Below are 23,473 nucleotides of genomic sequence, written 5' to 3'. Positions count from 1 at the left end.
CCATGCCTATCCCGCTCTCCTCATGCCGCCTGCCGTCGATGCGACAGTCCGGCGCGCAGACCCGTTGCACGGTCGAACAGAAGCGCCGCCTCCGGCGCGAAGCGAACGAAGACCCCGTCCTCCGCGCTCGCCATGGCCGAGCCCTGCGGCAGGGCGGCGAGCCACTCGGATCCGTCCGCGAAGCGCAGCAGCAGCACGGCCTTCTCATGCATCGGCGTGACCGCGACGATGCGCGCAGGTAGGGCGTTTTCGCCGGCTTGGCGGCTGATGACGAGATCATCCGGACGCACGCCGAGCCAGCACGGACCGTGATCGGCGATCGCGCGATCGGCGGCGTCGAGCCGCACGGGCGTCCCCGCCACCTGCGCGCTGAGCCCGCCCTGCGCGGCGACCGGCTCGACCTCCGCGAGATTGATGCTGGGATCGCCGAACAGGCGCGCGACCGCAACCGACGCGGGCCTGGCATAGATCTCCTCGGGACGCGCGACCTGCACCAGGCGGCCGTCGACCAGCACCGCGATCCGGTCGGCGATCGCCATCGCCTCGCGATAGTCCTGGGTGACGTAGAGGACTGAGGCCGAGCTCCGCCGCAGCAGGCTCGGCAATTCGAGCCGCATCTCGTAGCGCAGCTTGGCATCGACATTGCGCAAGGGATCGTCGAGCAGCAGCACATCCGGGTTGCCGATCAGGGCGCGCGCGAGCGCGGTGCGCTGCTTCTGCCCGTTCGACAATTCGCGCGGCCTGTGGCCGAGCACATGCTCGATCTTCAGCAGCCGGCTGATCGACTTGACCCGGCTCGCCACCTCCGCGGCGCCCGCCTTGGCTCGCAGGCCGCTGGCGATGTTGTTCTGCGCGCTCATGTGGGGAAACAGGGCAAAGTTCTGGAAGGCCATGCCGATCCCGCGCTGCTCGGGCGGCGCGCCCACGATCGATCGACCGCCGACCAGGATGTCTCCCTCGTCCGGTTCGAACATGCCCGCGATCATGCGCAGGAGCACGGTCTTGCCGCTGCCGGACGGACCGAACACCGCGACGATTTCGCCGGGCTCGACCGCCAGCGAAAGATCCTCGGCGCAGCGGACCGGGCCGAACGACTTGCCGACGGCGTTGAGTTCAAGACGCGCCATGCTGTCAGCCTTTCACCGCACCGAGCGACAGACCTTCGACCAGATAGCGCTGCGCGTACAGCGCGAGCAGCAGGGTCGGCGTGACCGAGAGCACGATCGCGGCTGCGATCTGGCCGTACTGAATGCCCGACGCCGTGACGAACGCCAGCGCCCCCACGGTCACAGGCTGCTTGTCGGCCGAGGCCAGGATCAGCGCGAACACGAAATTGTTCCAGCAAAAGATGAAGGACAGCAGGCCGGCTGCCGCGATGCCAGGTCCTGCGAGCGGCACCGCGATCCGCGTGAATGCCTCGCGCCAGGTATGACCAGCGAGGCGATAGGCATGTTCGATGTCGGGGCTGATGTCCTCGAAATAGCCGCGCACGATCCACAGGATCAGCGGCAACGCGATGAGCTGATAGACCCAGACGATGCCGAAATAGGTGTCGTTGAGGCCGAGCTGCTGGTAGTACAGCGACAGCGGCAACAGCACCAGCAGCGGCGGCGCGAAGCGGAACGACAGCAGCGTGAAGGCGATGGTCTCGCCGAGCCGGAACTTGAACCGCGCAAAGGCGTAGGCCGCGGGCACACCAAGCAGCAGGGCCAGCACCACGGCAGCGCTCGACAGCGCAAAGCTGTTCACGAGGTTACGCATGAAGGATATTTCGAGATTGCCGGCAGCGGTCCGCAGCTGCCCCGAGATCAGGGCCTGATAATTGGTCAGCGTCGGCTCGAACAGGATGTGCGGCGGAATCCGCAGGATCTGCTCGTTGGCCTGGAACGACATCAGGAAGATCCAGACGATCGGAAACATGAAGAACACGAGCACGAGCGCGAGCGCCATGCCTCGGAAGATGCGCCCTGCGAAACTGGAGTGATCCATCGCCGCCTCCCGTGCCTCACGCGTGGCCGTGGGCGCGCGCCCGTAGGCGCAGCCAGTTCTTGATGAAGATGTTCGACAGGATATTGGTGATCAGCCACAGGATCATCAGCAATGCCGCCGAACGGCCGACATTGGTGTATTGGAAGAATTCGAGATAGGCCTGAACCTGGAACACCATCAGCCGGTCACCGGGACCGCCCTGCGTCATCGCATAGATGATGTCAAACTGCTGGATCGAATCCAGCAGGCGAAACAGCGACGCCGTGATGATGTAGGGCGCGAGCATCGGCAGCGTGATGCGGAAGAACACGAAGGTGGCCGGGACACCATCGAGCGCTGCGGCCTCGAACGGCTGCCGCGGCAGCGAGCGCAGGCCCGCCAGCAGCAGGATCATGATAAAGGGCGTGTAGACCCAGACGTCCACCAGCACCACCGTGAACAATGCGCTCGAAGGATCGGACGCCCATTTGAAGTCGTGCACGCCGAGCAGGCTGACGAGATAGGACAGAATGCCGAAGCTCGGGTTGGTCATGAGCTTCCACATCAGCGCCGCGATCGCGGGCGCCGTCATCAACGGCAGCAGCAGCGCGATGGACACCGCATTGTGAAAGCGCGTCGGACGTCGCAGCAGCAGGGCAATGCCGAGACCGAGCAGCAGCTCGAGCACCACCGTCAAGGCGGTATAGGTGAGCGAGATGCGAAGCGTGTTCCAGAAGGCGGGATCGGAGAGAAAGTCGATGTAATTGTCGACCCCGATGAAGCCGCGCAGATGAGGCAGGTTCAGCCGGTAGCGCTGGAGCGAATAGATCGCCGCCGTCACGAAGGGCACGAGGATGGCGATGCAGACCAGCAGGGCCGGCAGGCTTAGCAGATAGGGCAGCATGCGCCCGCGCAGCCTCGTGGTGCGGCGCTGCAGCACATTCGTCTGGGACAACTGGACCATGCTCATGATGATACGGGATCACGCATTGGCTTCAACTCGCCGGCCCGGACCAGATGGGCGTTCCGAACCGGCGAGTTGGCGTGGCGCGGAGGAATGGGCGCCACGCAAGGCATCGTAGGCGGCAAACTCAGCCAAGGCTGTTCAACCAAGGCCGTTCAACCAAGGCCTGCCTGCTTGAGCTGGCGGTTGATGCTGTCGGCGAGCTTGTCGAGTCCCTCGTCGACGCTGACCTCCTTGGCTACCATCTTCTGGAGCGAAGCCGCCCATTCCGTCGTCAGGTCGAAGAACAGCGGCTGGGCCGTGAAGTAAATCTTGGCACCCGGCGAGGACAGATCATGCTGCTCGAGATAGCCCGGATAGGACTTTGCGATCCGATCGCGGAATTCGCTGTCCTTCCAGACCGACGCGCGCACCGGATTGACGAAATCCATCTTGCGGGCGCCGAACAGATCGTGCTCGGTCGAGGCCGCCCATTGCATGAACAGCCAGGTCGCGTCCTTCTGCTTGGAGAAGCTGGAGAGCGCGAGCGACCAGATCCAGACGTTCGGCGTCGGCGCCTTGGCGGCCGGATTGGCCGCGAACGGCGCATAGCCGAGATTGCCCCTCTCCTTGTTCTCGCCGCCGTTCATGAAGTAGCCGAGAATGTCGGCGTCGAAGATCATGCCGGAGGCGCCGGCGCCGAGATCGGTGCCGACCTGGTACCAGGTGTAGGTCGACCAGTTCTTCGGCCCCGAGGTCTGGATCATCTTGACCCATTTCTCGTGAAACTCCTTGGAGGCCTTGGTGTTCATGGCGGCCTTCAGCTTGCCGCCCTCCATCACGAAATCCTTCTGGCCGAAATTCGAATAGGCCGAGAGGAAGCCGGGATGGATCGTGGCCCACGATCGCGAGCCACGCACGCCGACGCCGTAAGGTCCGCCCGCATCCTTGGTGATCTTGGCGGCGACGTCGAGCAGCTCGTCGAGATTCTTCGGTGGCTTGACGCCGACCTTGCCGAAGATGTTGCGATTGTAGGTGATGTTGTTGAGCTCATAGCCCCACGGGATGCACCATTGCTTGGCCTTGCCCGAGCCGAGCTCGGAGCCAGCAACGCCGTCCCATGCCGTCGAGGAACGAAGGCCGGGCAGCACGTCGTCCCAGGCGAAGGCCGGGTTGGTCTTTGCGGGGTCCTTGATGTAGGCGTTAAGATCCTCGATCCAGCCGGCCGGACCGTAGGTCCAGGTCATATAGGCGCCGGTCATGAAGGCGTCGTACTGGTCCGATTTCGAGGACAGCGCCGCGGTGACCTTGTCGAAATAGACGTCCTCCGGGAAGATGTCGTACGCGACGTTCATTCCCGTCAGCGCCTTGAAGGCCTCGATATCGCCGATCATCGCATCGACATAGGGATGCTTGTTCAACAGCAGCTTGACCGTCTTGCCGCTATAGGCCTTCCAGTTGAAGTCCGCCGCCATGGCCCGCGACATTGCGGAGACATAGGCCGCATTAGCAGCAACGCCGGCGATGCCGAGCTTGGCGGCGCCATCCAGCAGATCACGCCGGCTGATGCGTTTGGCGGCGTAGGAGTCGAACAGATTCTTCTCGCGATCGTGCATGGGTAACCTCCCGTTATGCGCGTTTACTTCCCTTCTGTCGCTTGTTCTTGGTCTTGTTGGTCTTGCCCTTGCCGGATGTCGCCGCCAGCTTGTCGGTTGCGAGGGCCTGTGCGGTCACCTCGTCGATGATGAGACCGTGCAGGAGGCCGCTGCGCAGCACCGCGCGCAGCGCCGTCACCTTGGCGAGACCGCCGCCGATGGCGACGATGCGGTGTTTCCTGAGGTCCGCGCCCTCCATCGAGGTCGCACGCGCCGACAGGTCGATGTCCAGCAGCTCGCCGTTGGCGTTGAAGAAATGCCCGAGCAGGTCGGCGCAGGCGCCGGCGCGCTTCAATTCGACAACCTCGTCCGGCCTGATCATGCCGCTCGAGACCAGGAAGCCCTCGGCATGGATCTGTCCGATGCCGACGAACAGGAGCGAGGCCTTGCGCGCGAGCGCGAACACCTCCGCGATGCCAAATTGCTTCATCAACACCGCGCGGTCGGCGACCGAATTGGCGAACACCGGCACCGGCAGGAGATAAGCCTCCGCGCCGGTGCGTTCCGCTAGCCGGTGAATGACGTCGAACGGATTGGCGGCGAATTTCCGCGTCAATCCGCCGAGCAGGGAGACGAATTGCACGCTGCGCGCCGGCGTCTGCGGCAACTGCTCGACTACCGCTGCGAGCGTGCGGCCATGCCCGACGCCGATGATCTTGTCCTCGCCGCGTTCGAGGTTCTGCCGCAGGAAGCTCGCGCCTTCGAGCGCAAGGGCCCTGAGTGGCAGCTCGCCCTCGCCGAGATCGGGCGCGACGCGGCAGAAGGCAAGGCCGTAGCGCTCGACCAGCGTGTTCTCCAGCGCGACGCATTCGGCCACAGGACCTTCGACGAAGACGCGGATCATGCCCTCGCGGCTGGCACGCGCGATCAGCCGATGCGCCTTGGTGCTCTGGATGTTGAGGCGGTCGGCGACTTCGGACTGGGTCAGCCCGGCGGCGAAGTACAGCCACGCCGCGCGCGTTGCGAGCGACGCCTCACCGTCAACCATCGGCAGCCTGTCGGAAGGTATCGCCACGCCGGAAAAGCCCTCTTGCAATTTTCTTCACGTCTTGCAAAAAATTGCAGAGACGGGTTGGAACGTCAATCCCCCAAACGTGCTGCGGTGCAATCTTGCCGGGCACGCATCGCTCACGCTGAGGAGGTCGAATGACAGGCGTGTTCCTCGGCATCGACGTCGGAACGGGCGGCGTTCGCGCCTGCGCCCTCGATGCGCGCGGTGACAAGCTCGGCATGGAATCGGCGCCCCTTCCCGCGCCACGCCAGAATGGCCAAGCGATCGACCAGGATCCGGAACTCTGGTGGAAGGCGACGGCGGCCGCGATCGGCAAGCTCGGCCGCATTGTCGATCTCGGGGCTGTCGAGTGCGTCAGCGTCGACGGCACGTCGGGAACGCTGCTGCTCATCGACGCCACAGGCCGGCCCTGCACGCCGGGGCTGATGTACAATGACGCGCGAGCGGCAGCCGAAGCCGTCCGCATTGCGGCAGTGGCCCCCTCGGACAGCGGCGCACATGGCGCGAGCAGCGCATTGGCGAAGCTGCTGTATCTGTCGGGCCGCGGCGAGGCCGGACACGCGCGCTTTGCCGTGCATCAGGCCGACTGGATCGCAGGAAGGCTCGCCGGACATCACGGCATCAGCGACGAGAACAACGTCCTGAAGCTCGGCTACGATCCCGTGACGCGCGGCTGGCCGGCCTGGCTCGACGCGCTCGGCGTGCCCCGTGAATTGCTGCCGAAGGTGCTGGTGCCGGGAACCCCATTTGCGGAGATCGATTCCGCTGTCGCGACGGCGCTGTGCCTGTCGCCGGCGGCGCGCATAGCTGCCGGCACCACCGACGGCGTCGCCGCCTTTATCGCCACCCGCGCCGATACGCCCGGCGATGCCGTCACCTCGCTCGGAACGACGCTGGTGGTGAAGCTGCTGGCGACGCGGCCGATCTTCGCCGCCGATCAAGGCGTCTATTCGCACCGGCTGGGCGAGCGCTGGCTCGCCGGCGGCGCCTCCAATTCCGGCGGCGGCGCGCTGCTCGCGCATTTCACGGCCGCCGATATCGAACGAATGACGCCGCGATTGCAGCCGGAGGTGCCGACCGGGCTCAACTACTATCCGCTTCCCAAGCCCGGCGAACGCTTTCCAATCGCCGATCCGGCTCTGCCGGCAAAGGTGGCGCCGCGCCCTTCGGACGATCACCGCTTCTTCCAGGCGCTGCTCGAAGGCATCGCGGGGATCGAAGCGCTCGCCTATCGGCGCCTGGCCGAGCTTGGAGCACCAAAGCTGCGGCGCGTCGTCAGCATTGGTGGCGGGGCGAGGAACGCGGCCTGGACCGAGATCAGGCGCCGCGCCCTCGGCGTTGCCGTCACCGTCGCTGAAGAGACGGAGGCCAGTTACGGCGCGGCGCTGCTCGCACTGCGAGGCGCCCCGCCATGACAGCCGACATCATCGACATCGAAGGTCTCGGCACGATCGCGGGCCGCTTCGATCACGTGCTGCTCGATCAATGGGGCACGCTGCACAAGGGTCAGGCCATCTTTCCCCAGGCGCGCGACTGCGTTGCGCGACTGCGCCAGGCCGGCAAGCGCATCCTCGTGCTGTCGAACTCCGGCAAGCGCTCCGGCAGCAATGCGGCGCGACTTGCCTCGCTCGGTCTTTCCCCGGAGGCCTATGACGGCATCCTGACATCAGGCGAAGTCACGTGGCACGGCCTGAAGGCGCGCGCGCAGGAGCCCTTCATCGGACTTGGGCAGAGCTGCTTCCTGATCGCGCGCGGCGGCGACAAGGCGATCGTCGACGGGCTCGACCTCGATCTCGTCACCGACATCGGGAAAGCCGATTTCATCCTGCTCGCAGGTCTCGACGACTCCGTCGCCGAGCCCGAATACTGGCGCGCGTGCCTGACCGCGGCCGTTGCACGCGGCCTGCCGATGCTGTGCGCCAATCCCGATCTCGCGATGTTCGGCGCCACCGGATTGATCCCGGCGCCCGGCGCATTGGCGCGCTTCTACGCGACGCTGGGCGGCCGTGTGACCTATGTTGGCAAGCCGCACGCGCCGATCTTTGCCGCGGCGCTCGAGTGGCTCGGCCAGCCGGCGCCGGCGCGCGTGCTGATGATCGGTGACAGCCTCGACCATGACGTGGCCGGCGCCGCCAGGGCCGGCATGCTGACGCTGCTGCTCAGATCCGGCGTGCACCGGAATGAGACGCGGACTGGTCCGGGTGAATTGGTACGAGGGCCGCCCGTCGCGGCTGTGCCGATGCCGCACTGGACAATGGATCATCTGGCCTGGTGAGAGGCGTGCGATGCAACAGCAACCTGCCCTGCTCCACGAGCTTCGTCGTATGTCGGCGCGCGTCGGCCGCAATATTCTGCTGGTGCAGGGCGCCGGCGGCAACTCCTCGATCAAGCGGGATGACCTGCTCTGGGTAAAGGCCTCCGGCACCTGGCTTGCGGATGCCGAGCACAAGGACATCTTCGTGCCGGTATCGCTCGGCGCGGCACGCGCGGCGCTCGCGCAAGGCGACGAAAGTATTCCCCTCGCGACCGACGCCGCCACGGCCTTGCGCGCCTCGATCGAGACCTCGCTGCACGCGCTGATGCCGCACACGGTCGTGCTGCATGTGCATTCGGTCAACACCATTGCATGGGCGGTGCGGATCGACGCGCGAGAGGAGTTTGCGAAGCGACTGGAGGGACTGGCCTGGCAATGGCTGGACTATCATCATCCGGGACTGCCGCTGGCCAAGGTCGTGAACGACGCGCTGGCACAGGACAAAGCGGATGTGCTCATCCTCGGCAATCACGGGCTGGTGGTCGGCGCCGAGACCAGCGCTGCGGCAGAGGCGCTGGTGAACCAGGTCGAGAGGCGCCTTGCGCTCGCGCCACGCTCCGCAATTCCCCCGGATCACGGCGCGCTTCTCTCAATCTGCGCTGGCACGGCGTATCGCCTGCCAAAAGATCCGCAATGCCATAGCGTCGCTATCGACCCTTACAGCCGCGCGATTGCGACCAGCGGTTCGCTCTATCCGGACCATGTGGTCTTCCTCGGCCCGGGCTTACCCGTGCTGGAACGAGGCGAGGATCTTCGCGCCCTGACATCGCGAGTGCGGGCGGATGGGCTGCCGCATCCGGTCGCACTGCTCATTCCAGGCCTCGGCTGCGTCGTTCGCAAGGATGCAAGCGACGGCGCCGAGGCGATGCTGAGCTGTCTCGCCCTGGTGACCTGCCGTTTGCCTCTCACTGCGCAGATCCGCTATCTAACTCAGAATAATGAGTCTGCGTTGGTGAATTGGGATGCCGAGCGATATCGCCAGCAACTGACCGCGACCCGCGGAGCCGACTGAACTAACAATCCTGACTTCCGGTTACGAACCCTGCGCGGCCTCGTCGGGGTCGCCCTATTGTCCACTACACTACTGGTGAACGACAACACCATTCTCGGCGTCCGAGGCGAGCGGCAATAGGCGCGGAGCGACGAATAGCGCGACGCAGCCCTCTTCGTCGCCGTTGGAAACGTCGGCTTGTAGTCGTCCGCCGATCTGAAGCCGCCCGCGTGCTTCTCAGAAGGTCTGCTCATCTTGGCCGTGATGAGATTTTCTTTGGCCTCCCGGTGCACACGTCGTGCACACGCTGCCCTTTAACCGATTGAAAAACTTGAACACTCGCTCCAATTCGCCATCGGGGCGACGGAAAAGCGATAGTCTCGATGTTTCAATCGTTTACCCTGTCCCCTCATCAAGGGGATGGAAGGAAAATGTGTGCACTCCAAACCAGCCGAAGCTGTACACGTTTGCACCCCGTTTGACCCCCGGTGCACACATGGTGCACCGAAAAGCCGAAATGCACATGCGTGGCGACTTTCACTCAATTGGTATCGGGAAACTGGCGCGTTCAAGTCCTCCGAAGAAGCACGCCTCGCACGTGTCGCGTTAACTCACCTCAATCTGTTGGGAAAGAGCAAAGAGCGCGACCGGCGGCCCACGCAAGATGAACTCGACGAACTCATCGAATACTTCGAGACAAATCGTCGGCAATTGTTGGCGTAAGGAGGCTCTCGAATCGACCTGAATATTTCTGTTGAACCGCAAGCGGATCTAGAGTGCCAGGGCGATAGCGTTCGAACATCCGAATGGACGACATCACGCCATTCGGCGGATCGATTTCTGGGCTTGCAGGCCTTCGTGAGCGTGGCCGAGCGCGGCAGCTTCCTGCGCGCCGCTGCTCATCTCAACCTGTCGCAGATGGCACTGAGCCACCGGATGAAGAAGTTCGAGGAGGACCTCGGCGCGGCACTGATCGTGCGCACTACGCGGCAGGTCTCGCTCACTGCAGTCGGCCTCGAGCTGCTGCTGAAGGCTTGCGCGCTGCTCGACGAATTGTCTGACACGCTGGAAGGCGTTCGCACACACGGCGCCAACCAGGTCGAACGCGTCACCATCGGATGCCTGCCGACGATTACGGCCTATCAGCTCCCGCGCATGCTGCGAGATTTCAGCGCGGCCTACCCCAACGTGTCGATGAAGATCTACGACAATGTGGCGCGCGAGATCGCCCGCTGCACCGGAAGACGACGGCTGTAACCGGCTTCGACGCCGATATCGGCGAGGCTCGCGCCGGCCGTGCCATGCTTGCAGATCAGCGCCACCGCCGCACGAAGCATGCGTCGGTCCGATTCCCTGCGCCGACGTTCCTTGGAACCGATGATCGGTGCCGTCTTCTCGGTCCCGCTGCCGACTGTCACGAACCGCAGATCTCCCCTCGCCCGCGATGAATCCGTCGCTGCGGTACACGGGGGTGGGAGGTTTATCAGTGGGGTCGCGCCCTACCGCCGCGCGTGCGGGGGTCGTTGAGGGCAAGACCGGGCCGCGGCCAGTCCACGGCGACCAGTCGCCCGGTGCCCGAGAGCGTGATGAAGGCCGTGCGCATGTCCGCGCCGCCGAAGCAGATGTTGGTGCAATAGACCTCGTCGGCCTCGTGGAATTCGATCAGCCGACCATCCGGCGAAAAGACGCTGATGCCGCCGCGCACAAGTGTTGCAACGCAAATGTTGCCAACCGGCCTCCACGGTCAGGTCAGCGAATCGAAACGCTGATAGCCCGGCAGCCCGTGCAGCAGCCGGCCGCCGTTCGGCGACGGCCAAGGCTCCGGCGCAACCTCACCTTCGCCCGTGATCGTTTAGCTCCAGACCCGGCTGGTCTCGGTTTCCGAGACATAGAGCGTGCGCCCGTCCGGCGACAGCCCGACGCCGTTCGGGCGTCATGATCAGGTAGATCGCTTCCTTGATCATCGAGCCGTCAACGCCTGCGTAATAGACCGCGCCGCGGTCCATCAGGCGGTCATAGGTCTTGCCGAGGTCCGTGAACCAGAAGCCGCCCTTGTCGTCGAAGACGATGTCGTTCCACCGCAACTCTCGTAGAGAGTCCGCACCGCGCCGGTGTCGAGATCGACCCGCTCGATGCGGCCCGTGGTGTAGTCCTCGGCGCGACCGCTGGGACGGGCAAAGTTGCTCTTGTCCTTGTGCCAGATGAGTCGCGGGCGCCGTTCGACGGCCACGCCGCTCACATCTTGAGGGCGAACGGATCGCGCTCCTCGTTGGAGAAATCGATCATCACGTTCTTGGTCTGCAGGAACTCGTCCAACGCCGCGACGCCGCGCTCCTTGCCGAAGCCGGACTCCTTGAACCCGCCGAACGGCGCCATCGCGCTGGAGGCGCGGTAGGTATTCACCCAGACCGTTCCGGCGTGGACAGCCCGCGACACCCGCAAGCCGCGCGACAGGTTCGTGGTCCAGATCCCGGAAGCCAGGCCATATTTGCTGTCGTTAGCGATGCCGATCGCCTCGTCTTCCGTGTCAAAGGGAATAATCGAGAGCACGGGTCCGAACACCTCTTCCTGGGCAATCGCCATCTTGTTCTCCACGCCCGTGAAGATGGTCGGCTCGATGAACAGGCCGTTGCCAAGCGCATCGCCTGTCGCTGGCTTTCCGCCGCACGCGAGAATCGCCCCCTCTCTTTGCGCATCGCCGATACATTTGAGGATGCGCTCGAACTGCGGCTCGTTCGCCACGGTACCCATATCCGTCGCCTTATCCAGGGGATTGCCGAGCCTGATCTTGTGCGCCCGGGCGACCAGACGGTTCACGATCTCGTCGTGAATGGGACGCTGCACGAGGAGCCGCGAGCCGGCGATGCAGGTCTGCCCGGTCGCACCGAAAATGCCGGCGAGAGCCCCGACCGTCGCCTTGTCGAGATCGGCGTCCTCGAAGATGACATTGGGAGACTTGCCGCCCAACTCCAACGTCACAGGGACAAGGGACCGGCCCGCGGCCGCCGCGATCTGGCGGCCGACATTCGGGCTTCCCGTGAAACTGACGCGGTCAATCCGGCCGCTCGCGAGCAGCGCCTGCCCCGTCCTGTAATCGCCTGTCACAACATTGACGACCCCCGCCGGGAAGCCCGCCTCCCGGACCAGCTCGGCGAACTCCAACGTCGTCACTGACGCATGCTCGGACGGCTTGATGACGACGCAATTGCCCGCCGCCAGTGCCGGCGCAAGCTTGTTGGCGAGCAGGCCCATCGGCGAATTCCAGGCGGTGATGAGAACCGCAACGCCGATCGGCTCGCGGCGCGTAAAGTCGAACACATCGCGCTGGTCGAGCGGAATGGTATCGCCGAAGATCTTGTCGGCGCAGCCAGCGAAGAACCGGTAGGCGCGCGCGGCAAAGTGCATCTGCCCGTGCGTCTCGCGGATGATCTTTCCGTTGTCGGTGCTCTCCATGACGGCGATGCGCTCGGCCTGCGCGTCGAGCAGATCGGCGAGCTTGTTCAGCAAGGTCGCGCGGGCAAGACCCGTGGTCTTGCTCCAGACGGAATCATAGGCCCGTCGCGCCGCCGCGATCGCGTCGCCGACCTGTACAGGGGTCGCCTGTGCGACCTGCGCCCATTCCTCGCGGGTATAGGGGTTTATGGCCGCGAACCATTCCTGGTTCGGCGCACTGACCGTCTCGTTTGCAATGGCAATTCCGTACTTCTTTGGCATAGTCGATTGTCTCCGCAACTGGCGAATTGCCTGTCTCATCCGGACGGGACGTTTGGCTTCGGTTGATGGTTAGACTGGGCTCCCGAGAGGATCGGCGTCCAATCGCGCGATCCCGTCGATCCCTTCGCGGGCGGGAGGAAACAGCGAGAGGACCTGCCGGTCGTGACCGGGAATGATGTGCGACGGGCTATCCGCCAGTTTCTCGATGACCGCAAAGCCGTTCAGCATCTGGTTCGTGTCAAACAGGACCGGAAAGGGCCGGCGCCGCAGAATGTTGGCGTAATAATGCGAAGCGTCGGAGGCCAGCACCACATAACCGCGGCGCGTCTTCACCCTCACGACCTGAAGTCCCGCGGTATGGCCGCCCAGCCAGTGCAGGGATATTCCGTCGTCGAAAGCGGAGTTGGGATCATGGAGAGTCACGCGCCCTTCGAAATTCCGTTTGACGATATGGCTGACGTCCTCGGCGTTGTAGGCCTTCTTCTGCTCGGCGTCGCACATGCAGCGGCCGGTGCAGAAATGCATCTCGCGCTCCTGGACGTGATAACGCGCTCGCGGAAACAAATCGTGGTTGCCGGCATGGTCCCAATGCATGTGGGTGAGGATGACGTCCTTGACGCTGTCCGGATTGATATCGATCTGCCTCAAGCCTTCGGCGACCGGACGCGTCACGGCATAGTTGCGCGGGTTGCCAGCCTTCTCGTCGAAGCCGGTATCGACGATCACGGTACGGTCCCGGCCAACCAGCGCCCAGACGAAGAAATCCAGCGGCATCGGCGTATCGGGCACATCGCTGTTGTCGATGAAGTTTTCGGATGCGCGGCGCTCGTCCTTCCTAGCATACCGGATCGCATAGATTTCATAGTCGGACATGTCGATCCCTACTGGCGCTCGATGCCAGCTTCCTTCGTTGTCGCGGCCCACAATTCGATGTCATCCTTGACGTGCTGGGCGAAATCCGCCGGCCCGGTCCATTGAACCTCGAAGCCGATATCGGCGAGACGGCTTTTGATCTCGGGCTCCGCCAGCACCTCGCGCACACCCTCCGAGAGCTTTGCGACGACTTCCGAAGGCGTGCCTTTGGGAGCGAAAAGACCGGTCCACGCGGAGATGTTGATGAACTCGAGGCCTCCTTCCTTCATGGTCGGGATCTTCGGAAACCGCGAGGCGCGGGCAAGGTTTGTCGTTGCAAGCGCGCGGGCTGAACCGGCCTCCACCTGCGAAACCGCGGGCGCCATGTCCGTGAACGTCATGGAGACACGCTGCGCGATGATGTCCGTCACGACCTGCGGGCTATTCCGGTACGGCACCGCGGCAATGTCTATCCCTGCCCTGCGCTTGAAAGCTTCGCCGGACAATTGTCCCAGGGCGTTGGCATAGCCGAATGTCAGCGTGCCCGGCTTGCTCTTGGCCAGTGTCACGAGGTCGGCAACGCTCTCTACGGATAGGCCGGGGGCGATGATCAGAAAATAGGGAAACAGCCCGAACTGCGAAATCGGAACGAAGTCGGCGACGGGATCGTACTGGATCGACTTCAGCATGCTGGGATTGGCGGCATGCGTCGAAGTGCCGCCCATCAGCAAGGTGTATCCGTCCGCCGCCGAACGTGCCGCGGCCGTAGCACCCACCGCGCCGTTCGCGCCAACGCGGTTATCGATCACAATCGTCGTCTTCAGCAATTCAGATAGTCTCTGGAACACGATTCGCGCAACGCCGTCGGTCCCGCTGCCAGGGGCAAAGGGAGCGACGACTGTGATTCTCTGCGAGGGATAGTTTTCCGCTGACGCCAGGCTCCCGTTCGACAGAAGCAGCGCGATCGTCAACAACAGCACCCGCATGAACCCTCCCGTTGATTGCTTCGTTTTCAGACCCGGCAGCCGGCGTCTGACCTCTACTTCGAGGTACGCTCGATGATCTTCACGATGACCGGCCAGTAATTCGCTCCGAAACCGGCCCGAGAGGCCTCGGTCAGAAGGTTGGCGCCGAGCGCAGCTTCCCTCGCCTCGATCCCGGCGTCCTTCGCCATGTCGAGCGCGTACGACACGTCCTTGTGCATGTAGTCAGTCGAGAACACCCGCTCGGGAAACTCGCGCGCCGCAACGGCCTTGTATCCGTGATTGCGCAGCGCAAAGCTGTCCGCGGAGCCCTTGGAGAAGGCATCGAATAAGGTTTCGGTCGAGACACCCGCGGCGTTCGCGATCGCGGCGGCTTCGCACAAGGCGGTCACGGTTCCGACCACGACCATGTTGTTGAGGATCTTCACCACCTGTCCCGATCCGACCTCGCCACAATGGGTAACCTCGCTGGCGAAGCAGCGGAGCAGCGGCTCGATGCGCGCGAACACACCTGCGCTGGCGCCGACGGAAATGGCCAGCGTTCCGGCTTCGGCCGCCGCGCGCGTCCGGGCGACAGGGGCATCGGCATAATCCGCGCCCTTCGACGCGAAGACGCTGGCCAGCTCACGTGTCAGCTTCAACGGGCTGGTCGAGAGGTCGACGATGGTCTGACCGGCATGCGCAAGCTCGAGAAGCCCGCCGGGCATCTCGCAGATCTTCTTGAGATGCTCACCGCTCGGCATGGAAATGAAGATGATGTCGGCTTTCGCGAGCCCGGCGATCGAACCAGCATCGATGGCGCCGGCCTGAACCAGGCGCGCCACCGGCTCAGGGTTGATGTCGTAGATCAGCACGGTCTGCTTCGTCTTCTGCACCAGGTGCCGGCACATGGGCTCACCCATGACGCCCAAACCGATGAAGCCGAAGGTCGAAGTGCTAGTCATGTCAAAACTCCGGAATTCCCAGACAGAGTCATTTCAGATACCAAGATAGGCCCGGCGCACATAGTCGCTGGCCAGGAGGTCCTGGCCCTTTCCACTGAGCGCGACTGCGCCCGTTTCCAGCACAAAGGCCTCATGGCAAAGGTTCAGCGCAAGCTTTGCATTCTGCTCGACCAGGACGATGGACACACCGATATCACGATTGATCTCGGCGATGATGCGCGCGATCTCGTCGACGATGATCGGAGCAAGCCCAAGCGAGGGTTCGTCCAGCAGCAGCAGGCGCGGCCTTGCCATGAGCGCGCGGCCGATGGCGACCATCTGCTGTTCGCCGCCCGATAGAGATCCTGCCATCTGGCTTCGCCGCTCCACCAGGCGCGGGAAATATCCGTAGATCTGGTCCAGCGTCTTCTTCTGCTGCGCCTTGTCGCGCTGCGCGTAGCCGCCGACCAGGAGGTTATCCAGGACGCTCATCTGCGGGAATACGCGCCGCCCCTCCGGCGACAGGGCAATGCCACGCCCGACCCGCTGCGGAGCGGCGACGCCATCGATGCGCTCGCCGTCGAAATAGATCTCCCCACCACTCACCGGCTTCAGCCCGATGATGGCCTTCATCGTGGTCGTCTTGCCCGCTCCATTCGAGCCTATCAGAGACACGATGGACCCGTCGGCAACGGACAGGCTCAGATTGCGGACCGCCGTGAGGGGGCCGTAGGCGACGCTGATCCCGCGAACATCAAGCATGAACCGCTTCCTTGCCGAGATAAGCCTCGATCACGACCGGGTTCGATACGACTTCCGCAGGCGTTCCCTGCGCGATCAGCGTGCCGTGATCCAGCACCACGACGCGATTGCACAGGCCCATCACGGTGCGCATGTGGTGCTCGACCATCACCATGGTGACGCCGCGCTCCGCCTTGACCCGGCGCAGAACCGACGCGAGCTCGGCCGCCTCTTCAGGGTTGAGTCCGGCTACCGGCTCATCGAGCATCAGCAGCCGGGGTTCGCTGGCAAGCGCGATCGCAACGCCAAGGCGTCGCTGCTCGCCATAGGACAGTTCGCGCGCCTTCAGGCCCACACGGCGCGCCAACCCGAGCAGGTCGAGCACATGCAGCGCCTTCTCTTCCACGGCAGTCCGCCACTTGTTCGAGAGAAACCCGCCCCACAGGCCGGTCAGGCTCGAGCCCAGCGTACCGCGCGAGACGTTCTCGATGACCGTCGCCTCCGGGTAGATGGTTGCAGCCTGGAAGGTCCGCGAGAGCCCCTGGCGCACCGTCTGGTTGGCAGGTTGCCCGGAGATGTCGCGATCCATGAACCGGACCGTGCCCGCTGAAGGCCGGAGGATGCCGGAGACGACGTTGAACAGCGTGGTCTTGCCTGCGCCGTTCGGGCCAATCAGGCCGAGAAAGTCGCCTTCGTTGACCTCGAAGGTGACGTCGCGGACGGCGACAAGGCCGCCGAAGGAGCGCTTCAGCTTGTCGACCTTGAGCATGCTCATGGCACTTCCCCGGCGACGAGGGTTGCGCTGGTCGTCGTGACGCGCTGGCGCGCACGCCACATCTGGACAATGCTCGCAAGGCCATTCGGCACGAACATCAGGCATAGCACCAGCACCGTCCCGTAGATGATATGCTGGAGGCCTTCGGTGGATCGCAGCAGCTCCGGCAGGGGCGTGAGGACGAGAACGCCGACGACCGGCCCGAGCACGCCGTCGCGGCCGCCGACAACCAGCATCGTCAGGTAGGAGACGGATTCCCAGAACGTGTAGGAATCAGGAGAAATGAAACGGAGGTAGTGCGTCGACAATGCACCGGCAAAGCCTGCGATGCCGGATCCGATCGTGAAGGCGATCACCTGGACCCGGTGCGTGTCGATCCCACTGGATTCGGTGAGACGCTGGTTCTCGGCGGTGGCCGCCATCATCGTCCCCAGTGGCGAGCGGTAGAGCAGCCAGGTGAGAAGCAGCGTCGTCAACGCGCAGCCGAGCGCGAAGGGATAGAACTGCGGCTTGGCGCGAAGGACATGGCCAAAGATCGAAATCGGAGGCACGCCGACGAGCCCGTTCGCGCCTCCGGTGATCGAGCTCATGTCCAGCGCGAGCAGCACCGCGATCTGGCTGAACGCAAAGGCCACCAGCACGAAATACACGCCGCGCAGACGCAGGATGATCCAGCCCAGGGCGGCGGCGATCACGGCGGCAACCAATCCTGCGATGAACAGCGTCAGCAGAGGCGGCCAGCCTTTCATCGACAACAGAGCGGAGACATATCCGCCGACCAGCGCAAAGCCGCCATGGCCCATGGAGAGCTGGCCCGCGCGGGCAATGATGGCAAGGCCAAGCACGAGCATCAGGTTGATGCAGCCGACCGTCGCGAGGTGAATGTAGAACTGGTTCGGCGCGAGCCAAGGCAGCAGCGCCGCAAGCGCAACCGCGACGAGGACGCAGGTATAATGCAGGGGCTTGATGGTTGGAGACTTCACGCCTCACGCTCCTTTCGGCCGAGCAGGCCTTGCGGGCGCAGCAACACGACGGCGATCACGACCAGGAACTGAAGAATCTCGGACAGCGAGGCGCTGACGAAGGTGCCCGCAAAACTCTCGATCAGGCCGATCAGCAGCCCGCCGACAACCGCGCCGGGAACGCTGCCAAGCCCGCCAATGACGACGATCACGAAGGCCTTCAGTGTTGGCGCCAGCCCGATGAAGGGCGAGACCGACAGGACCGGCGCCATCAGGACGCCGGCGAAGGCCGCGAGGCTGACCCCGAGCACGAACGCCGCAGGAAAGATGACGTCGACGCGAATGCCCTGCACCTGGGCAATCTCGGAGTCCTGCGCCACCGCCCGCATGGCGCGGCCGATCCGGGTATACCCGATCAACAGATTGAGCGACACGACGGCGACGATCGCCCCGATGATGACCACCAGCCGCGACCAGGGGAATACGATCCCGCCAACGGAGAGAACGCCGGAGACGACGGGCGGCACGGTGCGTGGCGAGGATCCCCACGTCAGCAGTGCGCTGTTCTGAATGATGAGAGCGACACCGACCGAGGCGATCATGCCGTTTAGCTCGTTGCCGCGAAAGCGGCGGAAGACGACCAACTCCATCACCAGCCCGAGCAGGGCCGTGGCGCCGACGGCGAGCATAACGCTGACGGCGAACGGCAACTCGTTGCTCCCGTATAGGATGGCGAAAAGGAATGCGCCGACCATGTAGAACTCGCCATGCGCGAAATTGACGATGCGCATGATGCCGAACACCATTGTGAAACCGATGGCCATCAGCACATAGATCATGCCGACCATGAGGCCATTTACGATCGTCTGGGCCAGAATGATGTCCATGCTCACGGGACGACTCCAATCGCATCGGCGAGGCGCGCGCGGCGCCTCACCCGTTTCAGCGGACGCTTACTTGCAAGCGTTGACATCGCAGGTGGCGACTTTCGTTACCACGCCATCCTTGATCTGCCCGACATAGAACGGGAGATCGATCTGGTGCTTGATCCCGTATTTCGGTTCGCCGGTCCAACCCGCCTTCCCCATCGCGGTCGGGACATCCACCAGCCCATCGAGGGTCTTGGCAATCTTGGTCGCGTCGTCGACGGTCCCGGCCTTCTTCATGGCCGTGAACAGCATCTGCAGGCCGGCATAGAAGAACGGGCTGAAGCCGTTCATGTTCTGCCCGTACTTGGCCTTGAAGCGGGCAACGTAGGCCGCGGTGTCCGGCAGGCCGGTGTCGATCGGCAGATGGACGTAGGTGCCTTCGGCCGCGTCCTTGCCAGCGACCTTCAGCATCTCCGCCGAGACGTCGCCGCCGGTGACGAAGACCGGGCCGCGGTAACCGAGCTCGCGGGCCTGCTTGAGGATCAGCCCGGCGGTGGTCGGAGAATTGCCGCCAAGCTCGAGGCCGTCCGCCTTCATCAGGATGCGCGTGAGAATGGGCACGAAGTCGACGCGCTCACGCTCGAAATATTCGACCTGCAACTTGGTGCCGGCCTTAGCGTAGGAGTTGAAATTCGCCACGCCGATCTGCTGCCCGGTCTCGTCGTTCGGGAGCAGCGACACGACCTGCTTGGCCGACGTGCTCTTCATCAGCCACGCCACCTGCGGGTCGGAGAACTCGCCGGTCGTGATCACGGGACGGTAGGCGAACGGGGCGTCGGCGCCGAGCGCTCGCGGCGTGAAAGCCAGAGTCATGGTAATGACTTTTCCGGAGGTGGTCTGGTCCTTGGTCGCCACCGCTGCCGCCGAGCCCATCGGGCCGACCACGAAGCGGATTCCGTCCTGGATCATGAGGCGATCCATCGCGGTGACCGCGTCCGCGGCGCGGTAGCGGTCGTCATATTGCTTGAACAGGATCTTGTAGCGCTTGCCACCGACCTCGAGGCCGCCGTCCTTGTTGACGTCCTCAGCGGCAAAATCGGTGGCGGCGAGCATGCCTTCCGCGAACGCGGCGCCAGCACCGGAAAAGCTGGCGTGCACGCCAATCGTGACACTGTCTTCGGCATACGCAGCGGAACAGACGACCGACGCGGCCAGCACGGCAATCAACTCAAAACGCTTCATTCCAATCTCTCCCCAGATGTTGCTCTTGTCTGCCTTGCTCGTTTGTTTTCAGGCTCGGCTTTTTCTTGTCAGGCAATGCCAGTCGTTTGCGATGGCGGTTTCACGCCATCGCCCTCGTTCGCGGGGTCAAGGGACCCAATTGGTCTCCTCCGGCTCATGCGTTCCGCGGGGCGCGAAGACGACCTTCTTTGGCGCCGCTCGCATGCCGCGCCCCTGCAACAGGCGCGAGACCGTCGCGAGGTCCTTCACCTTCTCGATCGTCTCGAGCCGCTCGAACAGCGGTGCGACGTCATCACGCGGCAGGATGGCGCCGACGTGTTGATCGAACCGATCCCAGAGATCGGTCCCCGGCGGCGATTGGAGCGCCAGAAGATCGAGCGCTTCCGCTCCCGGAACGGCCTTGCCAGCGGCGCGCTGGTCGCCTTCGATCATTTGCTTGCAGGATGTCTCGTCCATCGCTTCGGCCAGCAGTGCCGCGAGCAAGGCGTTTCTCAGGCCTTGACCGACCATGAGCGCTTCAGCTCCGCCCTGCCCGTCCGCGCCGGCCTTTGCCACGCCCGCCATCAGCAGCGCGGCTGCAATCTTCGCGGCGCTCAGCCCGAGCAACCGTGCCGCGGCGGCGACGCTGCCCAGCAAGGCAGCTCCGAGCCGGCCAGCCGACGGCAGAGACCGCGCGATCTCGGCCCCCGCAATCAACGCATCAACGAACTCCTGCCCCGTCTTTCCGCGCTCCTCGCAGAGGCCGAACACCGAAACGATAAAGGCTCCGCTCGCGGCATCGAGTGATTCCTTGGACCCGTCCACGGTCGCCGTGGCGTTGACCAAAGCTGCCTCGATGGCGCTCGTGCGCCGTTCGGTACCGAACACAAGCGACGAGCCGCCAACCGTGGCGACACCTGACGTCGCCAGCAATGCCGTGGTGATTGCGGTCGGCGCGCCGGACAGCGTCCGGCCGAACGCCGTGATGATGGCTGCCCGCGCGCGCGCCACAGCCATCGCATCTCGTTGCAGCGGATCGTAGGCGCGGATCCGCTCCGCCAGGCCCATCATCGTGGTGCTGGCGCTCATCGCGATGCCACCGCTTTGGCCTGCGTCACGCTCTGCACGCCCGCGGCGTTGCGCCCCGCGATCCTGCCGAAGGTCGCACCCGAGACGAGGCCGGTACCTGCGGGATAATTGTCGTAGAACAGGCCGCCGACCAGCTCGCCACAGCAGTACAGACCCTTGATGGGGCGCCAGTCGGTGCCGATCACCTCGGCATTCTCGTTGATCTTCAGACCGCCGAACGTGAAGGTGATGCCGCCAGTCGCGCTGTAGGCATAGTAAGGGGGCTTGTCCAGACGGAGCGCCCAGTTGGTCTTTTCGAGATCGAGCCCCTTGGTCGAGAGGCCGTCCTTCTTGGTGGGATCGAAGCCCTCGTCCGCCGATCGCGCGTGGTCGTTATAGTTGAGGACCGTCTTGAGGGCCTGCGCCTTGTCGTCGATATCGAGCTGCGCGATCAGCTCCTCCAGCGAATTGGCCTTAATCGGGTCGCTGGTCGCATAGCGCGGCTCGAGCAGGTGGACGACCTTGCTGTCGAAGAGCTGATAGGCCTTGGCGCCCGGCTCGGCCAGGATTGCTCGGCCAAACTTGGCGTAGGTGAAGAGCGCGCCGTCTTCGCCCTCATCGACGAAGCGCTTGCCCTTGCGGTTGATCATCACCGAATAGACGTAGGACAGACGGTTGCTGCGGTCGGTCATTTCACGCGGCGCGAAGTCGCCCCAGTCCGCGCTGATCGGTGTGGCGTGGCATCCGCTCCATTGTCCCCACGGCATGGCGCCGATGGCCAGCGCCATTCGCAAGCCGTCGCCCTGATTGTGCGGCGTGCCGCGGACTTTCGCGGCGCCGACCAGCGGGCCGATATGCTGCGTGCGCATCTGGACATTCGCCTCAAAGCCGCCGCAGCCGAGCACCACGGCTTTGGCGCCGAGCGAGCGAATGCCCTCCTCGTCCTTGGTCTTGACGCCGACGACGCAGCCATTGTCGTCGACGAGCAGCTCCGAGACGGCATTGCCGTATCGCACCTCGATGCCCATGCGCTCGCAGGTCGAGAACCAGCTGCGCGAAAGACCGACGCCCTCATGCGCGGCGCGCACGACGAGGCCGCGCGCCCAGACCATGACGTTGTCCTTCTTGACGGCGGACAGGCTGATCGCCGGCTCCATCTTGATGGCGCCGGTGTCCTTCATCCAGCGAACGGTCGCCTGCGAGTTCGACACGAGAAGACGCGACAGGATGGGGTCCGTCCGCCCATTGGTGACGCGCATGAGATCGCCGTGAAAGTCTTCCTGCGTGTAGGGCGAGATTCCTTCGTAGAAATTCTCGAACTCGTCCTCGATCCCCGGCAGCAGAGCACCGATCTCGCGCGGTTCGTCATAGGCAAAGCGCAGCACACCGCCGCTCCAATGGGTGTTTCCGCCTCGCATTTCGCGGGGAGCCTTTTCGAGAACGACGACACGATCCGCGCCGTTTTCCTTCGCCGAGACCGCCGCAGCCAAGGCAGCGTTTCCAGCGCCAACGACGATCACATCGAACTCTTCGTGCATTTCCGTTCCTTCCCGCCTGCGTCTTTGTGCTCTGTATGCTCGTGAATACGTCTGTATACATTGGAATGCAAGATAATTCTGGCCGACGCCGCTTTCAGAGGAAAGCCTCATGAAAACAGTCTGTTACTGAAATTTATGGGAGCAGATGGCGATCGAGGCGGTGCTGAACGCAACAGGCTTAGCAGCGCGCGGGTTAGTTCAGGCGCCGTCGTGCTCGCGGCGCGCTTCCAACTCGCGTTCCTTCGCCAGGATTGCACGACGGGTCTCGAGCGCATTGAGAACATGCGTGCGCGCGAGTTCGTTGGCCCTCTCGTCGTCTCTCTGCGAAATCGCCTGCACGATGGCGGCGTGCTCGGCCTGGGCGACAGCGAAGCGGCCCTTGTCAGCCAAGGTTGTCGGCCCGAGGAGCGCGATCGCATCCTGAAGGGCCGACAAGCTCTTCTCGAGATAGCGGTTGTGCGCCGCGACCTGAATGGCGTCGTGGAGTTCCCTGTTGTGCCGATAGAGCTTCAGCGGATCGCGATCAAGCTTGTCACCTTCGGCGATGAGCCGGGCAAGTGCGGCAAGGTCTTTTGGACTTGCATGCTTGGCGGCCATCGCCGCCGCGGTGCCTTCGAGCGCCGCGCGCATCTCATAGAGTTCTTCGACCGCATCCATGTCGAGCACAGACACGACCAGCCCGGTTCGCGGGCGAAGATCGAGCAGGCCTTCGAGCTCGAGACGCGTCAACGCCTGCCGCGTCGGCGTTCGGCTGATGCCGAGGTGTTCCGCCAATTCGACTTCGCGCATGCGCCGCCCGGGGGCAAAGCGCCCCTCGACGATCTCACGCCGCAGCGCTGCGTAAGCGTAATCGGCAGCAGATGCGAACTTCGCGCGGTCCGGCAACACCATGTCGTCGTTCATGAAGTCTTCCCGATCTCATTCGGCAGCAGCCGCCCCATGCG

The 23,473-nt window shown here is 64.1% G+C and carries 23 protein-coding genes; 4 read left to right on the top strand and 19 right to left on the bottom strand.

Translation table 11 applies throughout. The features are described 5' to 3' along the window. Window positions 1-20 precede the first annotated feature (20 nt). The 5 genes from ACFDR6_RS07995 to ACFDR6_RS07975 all read right to left on the bottom strand — a co-directional run bounded on the left by ACFDR6_RS07995 (window position 21) and on the right by ACFDR6_RS07975 (window position 5,554). Window positions 21-1,127, bottom strand: a complete 1,107-nt coding sequence (locus ACFDR6_RS07995; protein ID WP_375857987.1) for an ABC transporter ATP-binding protein — start codon at window positions 1,125-1,127, stop codon at window positions 21-23. A gap of 4 nt (window positions 1,128-1,131) precedes the next feature. Next, complete coding sequence (locus ACFDR6_RS07990) at window positions 1,132-1,989, bottom strand: carbohydrate ABC transporter permease (RefSeq protein ID WP_375857986.1); 858 nt, start codon at window positions 1,987-1,989, stop codon at window positions 1,132-1,134. A 16-nt stretch (window positions 1,990-2,005) separates the two neighbouring features. Further along, a complete protein-coding gene (locus tag ACFDR6_RS07985) occupies window positions 2,006-2,932 on the bottom strand; it encodes a carbohydrate ABC transporter permease (protein ID WP_375858542.1) in 927 nt (308 codons plus the stop codon). A 155-nt stretch (window positions 2,933-3,087) separates the two neighbouring features. Beyond that, a complete protein-coding gene (locus ACFDR6_RS07980) occupies window positions 3,088-4,527 on the bottom strand; it encodes an ABC transporter substrate-binding protein (protein WP_375857985.1) in 1,440 nt (479 codons plus the stop codon). A gap of 13 nt (window positions 4,528-4,540) precedes the next feature. Next, window positions 4,541-5,554 carry a sugar-binding transcriptional regulator gene (locus tag ACFDR6_RS07975; protein WP_375857984.1) on the bottom strand — a complete coding sequence of 338 codons (1,014 nt, stop codon included), beginning with the start codon at window positions 5,552-5,554 and terminating at the stop codon, window positions 4,541-4,543. Between the two features lie 158 nt (window positions 5,555-5,712). On the opposite strand from ACFDR6_RS07975, the gene ACFDR6_RS07970 reads away from it, so the two are divergent. From ACFDR6_RS07970 to ACFDR6_RS07955, 4 genes are all read left to right on the top strand, one after another. Further along, window positions 5,713-6,993, top strand: a complete 1,281-nt coding sequence (locus ACFDR6_RS07970) for an FGGY-family carbohydrate kinase (protein WP_375857983.1) — start codon at window positions 5,713-5,715, stop codon at window positions 6,991-6,993. After that, window positions 6,990-7,853, top strand: a complete 864-nt coding sequence (locus ACFDR6_RS07965; protein ID WP_375857982.1) for a TIGR01459 family HAD-type hydrolase — start codon at window positions 6,990-6,992, stop codon at window positions 7,851-7,853. Before ACFDR6_RS07970 ends, ACFDR6_RS07965 begins: the two co-directional genes overlap by 4 nt. 10 nt (window positions 7,854-7,863) lie before the next feature. After that, window positions 7,864-8,904, top strand: a complete 1,041-nt coding sequence (locus tag ACFDR6_RS07960) for a class II aldolase/adducin family protein (protein ID WP_375857981.1) — start codon at window positions 7,864-7,866, stop codon at window positions 8,902-8,904. An 837-nt stretch (window positions 8,905-9,741) separates the two neighbouring features. Continuing rightward, window positions 9,742-10,140 (top strand): LysR family transcriptional regulator, encoded by a 399-nt coding sequence (locus ACFDR6_RS07955; RefSeq protein ID WP_375857980.1) that lies wholly within the window; start codon window positions 9,742-9,744, stop codon window positions 10,138-10,140. A gap of 226 nt (window positions 10,141-10,366) precedes the next feature. Here ACFDR6_RS07955 and ACFDR6_RS07950 read toward each other — a convergent pair whose 3' ends face one another. The 14 genes from ACFDR6_RS07950 to ACFDR6_RS07885 all read right to left on the bottom strand — a co-directional run bounded on the left by ACFDR6_RS07950 (window position 10,367) and on the right by ACFDR6_RS07885 (window position 23,432). Further along, window positions 10,367-10,606 carry an SMP-30/gluconolactonase/LRE family protein gene (locus ACFDR6_RS07950; RefSeq protein WP_375858541.1) on the bottom strand — a complete coding sequence of 80 codons (240 nt, stop codon included), beginning with the start codon at window positions 10,604-10,606 and terminating at the stop codon, window positions 10,367-10,369. Between the two features lie 109 nt (window positions 10,607-10,715). After that, window positions 10,716-10,967: a hypothetical protein gene (locus tag ACFDR6_RS07945; protein WP_375857979.1), complete on the bottom strand. Its 252-nt coding sequence runs from the start codon at window positions 10,965-10,967 to the stop codon at window positions 10,716-10,718. A gap of 151 nt (window positions 10,968-11,118) precedes the next feature. Further along, window positions 11,119-12,597, bottom strand: a complete 1,479-nt coding sequence (locus tag ACFDR6_RS07940; protein ID WP_375857978.1) for an aldehyde dehydrogenase — start codon at window positions 12,595-12,597, stop codon at window positions 11,119-11,121. A gap of 69 nt (window positions 12,598-12,666) precedes the next feature. Continuing rightward, on the bottom strand, window positions 12,667-13,470 hold the full coding sequence (locus ACFDR6_RS07935; protein WP_375857977.1) for an N-acyl homoserine lactonase family protein: 804 nt from the start codon (window positions 13,468-13,470) through the stop codon (window positions 12,667-12,669). Between the two features lie 8 nt (window positions 13,471-13,478). Continuing rightward, a complete protein-coding gene (locus tag ACFDR6_RS07930; RefSeq protein WP_375857976.1) occupies window positions 13,479-14,435 on the bottom strand; it encodes a Bug family tripartite tricarboxylate transporter substrate binding protein in 957 nt (318 codons plus the stop codon). A 53-nt stretch (window positions 14,436-14,488) separates the two neighbouring features. Further along, window positions 14,489-15,376 (bottom strand): NAD(P)-dependent oxidoreductase, encoded by an 888-nt coding sequence (locus tag ACFDR6_RS07925; protein ID WP_375857975.1) that lies wholly within the window; start codon window positions 15,374-15,376, stop codon window positions 14,489-14,491. A 33-nt stretch (window positions 15,377-15,409) separates the two neighbouring features. Next, a complete protein-coding gene (locus tag ACFDR6_RS07920) occupies window positions 15,410-16,117 on the bottom strand; it encodes an ABC transporter ATP-binding protein (RefSeq protein ID WP_375857974.1) in 708 nt (235 codons plus the stop codon). After that, window positions 16,110-16,871: an ABC transporter ATP-binding protein gene (locus tag ACFDR6_RS07915; RefSeq protein WP_375857973.1), complete on the bottom strand. Its 762-nt coding sequence runs from the start codon at window positions 16,869-16,871 to the stop codon at window positions 16,110-16,112. Before ACFDR6_RS07915 ends, ACFDR6_RS07920 begins: the two co-directional genes overlap by 8 nt. Next, complete coding sequence (locus ACFDR6_RS07910; RefSeq protein ID WP_317240074.1) at window positions 16,868-17,854, bottom strand: branched-chain amino acid ABC transporter permease; 987 nt, start codon at window positions 17,852-17,854, stop codon at window positions 16,868-16,870. Before ACFDR6_RS07910 ends, ACFDR6_RS07915 begins: the two co-directional genes overlap by 4 nt. Continuing rightward, window positions 17,851-18,720, bottom strand: a complete 870-nt coding sequence (locus tag ACFDR6_RS07905; RefSeq protein ID WP_317243961.1) for a branched-chain amino acid ABC transporter permease — start codon at window positions 18,718-18,720, stop codon at window positions 17,851-17,853. The genes ACFDR6_RS07910 and ACFDR6_RS07905 overlap by 4 nt, the downstream gene beginning before the upstream one ends. Before the next feature lie 66 nt (window positions 18,721-18,786). Then, window positions 18,787-19,944, bottom strand: coding sequence for an ABC transporter substrate-binding protein (locus ACFDR6_RS07900; protein ID WP_317240075.1), 1,158 nt, complete (start codon window positions 19,942-19,944; stop codon window positions 18,787-18,789). A gap of 126 nt (window positions 19,945-20,070) precedes the next feature. Continuing rightward, window positions 20,071-21,012, bottom strand: a complete 942-nt coding sequence (locus ACFDR6_RS07895; protein ID WP_375857972.1) for an MmgE/PrpD family protein — start codon at window positions 21,010-21,012, stop codon at window positions 20,071-20,073. Further along, window positions 21,009-22,529, bottom strand: coding sequence for an FAD-dependent tricarballylate dehydrogenase TcuA (tcuA, locus tag ACFDR6_RS07890; RefSeq protein ID WP_212092575.1), 1,521 nt, complete (start codon window positions 22,527-22,529; stop codon window positions 21,009-21,011). Before tcuA ends, ACFDR6_RS07895 begins: the two co-directional genes overlap by 4 nt. A gap of 198 nt (window positions 22,530-22,727) precedes the next feature. Continuing rightward, entirely contained in the window at window positions 22,728-23,432 is a 705-nt protein-coding gene (locus ACFDR6_RS07885; RefSeq protein ID WP_212092576.1) for a GntR family transcriptional regulator, read from the bottom strand. Window positions 23,433-23,473: the final 41 nt, after the last annotated feature.

The organism is Bradyrhizobium tunisiense (genome assembly GCF_042263385.1).
Classification (GTDB): Bacteria; Pseudomonadota; Alphaproteobacteria; order Rhizobiales; family Xanthobacteraceae; genus Bradyrhizobium; species Bradyrhizobium tunisiense.
This window is presented reverse-complemented; position numbering and strand designations above follow the sequence as displayed.

What these genes read in the sequence shown, in the direction of transcription:
- ACFDR6_RS07970 (WP_375857983.1), top strand. Translation starts at nt 5,713, where the DNA reads ATGACAGGCGTGTTCCTCGGCATCGACGTCGGAACGGGCGGCGTTCGC.
- ACFDR6_RS07935 (WP_375857977.1), bottom strand. Translation starts at nt 13,470, where the DNA reads ATGTCCGACTATGAAATCTATGCGATCCGGTATGCTAGGAAGGACGAG.
- ACFDR6_RS07960 (WP_375857981.1), top strand. Translation starts at nt 7,864, where the DNA reads ATGCAACAGCAACCTGCCCTGCTCCACGAGCTTCGTCGTATGTCGGCG.
- ACFDR6_RS07885 (WP_212092576.1), bottom strand. Translation starts at nt 23,432, where the DNA reads ATGAACGACGACATGGTGTTGCCGGACCGCGCGAAGTTCGCATCTGCT.
- ACFDR6_RS07940 (WP_375857978.1), bottom strand. Translation starts at nt 12,597, where the DNA reads ATGCCAAAGAAGTACGGAATTGCCATTGCAAACGAGACGGTCAGTGCG.
- ACFDR6_RS07985 (WP_375858542.1), bottom strand. Translation starts at nt 2,932, where the DNA reads ATGGTCCAGTTGTCCCAGACGAATGTGCTGCAGCGCCGCACCACGAGG.
- ACFDR6_RS07965 (WP_375857982.1), top strand. Translation starts at nt 6,990, where the DNA reads ATGACAGCCGACATCATCGACATCGAAGGTCTCGGCACGATCGCGGGC.
- ACFDR6_RS07990 (WP_375857986.1), bottom strand. Translation starts at nt 1,989, where the DNA reads ATGGATCACTCCAGTTTCGCAGGGCGCATCTTCCGAGGCATGGCGCTC.
- ACFDR6_RS07915 (WP_375857973.1), bottom strand. Translation starts at nt 16,871, where the DNA reads ATGAGCATGCTCAAGGTCGACAAGCTGAAGCGCTCCTTCGGCGGCCTT.
- ACFDR6_RS07905 (WP_317243961.1), bottom strand. Translation starts at nt 18,720, where the DNA reads ATGGACATCATTCTGGCCCAGACGATCGTAAATGGCCTCATGGTCGGC.
- ACFDR6_RS07980 (WP_375857985.1), bottom strand. Translation starts at nt 4,527, where the DNA reads ATGCACGATCGCGAGAAGAATCTGTTCGACTCCTACGCCGCCAAACGC.
- ACFDR6_RS07975 (WP_375857984.1), bottom strand. Translation starts at nt 5,554, where the DNA reads ATGGTTGACGGTGAGGCGTCGCTCGCAACGCGCGCGGCGTGGCTGTAC.
- ACFDR6_RS07930 (WP_375857976.1), bottom strand. Translation starts at nt 14,435, where the DNA reads ATGCGGGTGCTGTTGTTGACGATCGCGCTGCTTCTGTCGAACGGGAGC.
- ACFDR6_RS07920 (WP_375857974.1), bottom strand. Translation starts at nt 16,117, where the DNA reads ATGCTTGATGTTCGCGGGATCAGCGTCGCCTACGGCCCCCTCACGGCG.
- ACFDR6_RS07925 (WP_375857975.1), bottom strand. Translation starts at nt 15,376, where the DNA reads ATGACTAGCACTTCGACCTTCGGCTTCATCGGTTTGGGCGTCATGGGT.
- ACFDR6_RS07895 (WP_375857972.1), bottom strand. Translation starts at nt 21,012, where the DNA reads ATGAGCGCCAGCACCACGATGATGGGCCTGGCGGAGCGGATCCGCGCC.
- tcuA (WP_212092575.1), bottom strand. Translation starts at nt 22,529, where the DNA reads ATGCACGAAGAGTTCGATGTGATCGTCGTTGGCGCTGGAAACGCTGCC.
- ACFDR6_RS07995 (WP_375857987.1), bottom strand. Translation starts at nt 1,127, where the DNA reads ATGGCGCGTCTTGAACTCAACGCCGTCGGCAAGTCGTTCGGCCCGGTC.
- ACFDR6_RS07900 (WP_317240075.1), bottom strand. Translation starts at nt 19,944, where the DNA reads ATGAAGCGTTTTGAGTTGATTGCCGTGCTGGCCGCGTCGGTCGTCTGT.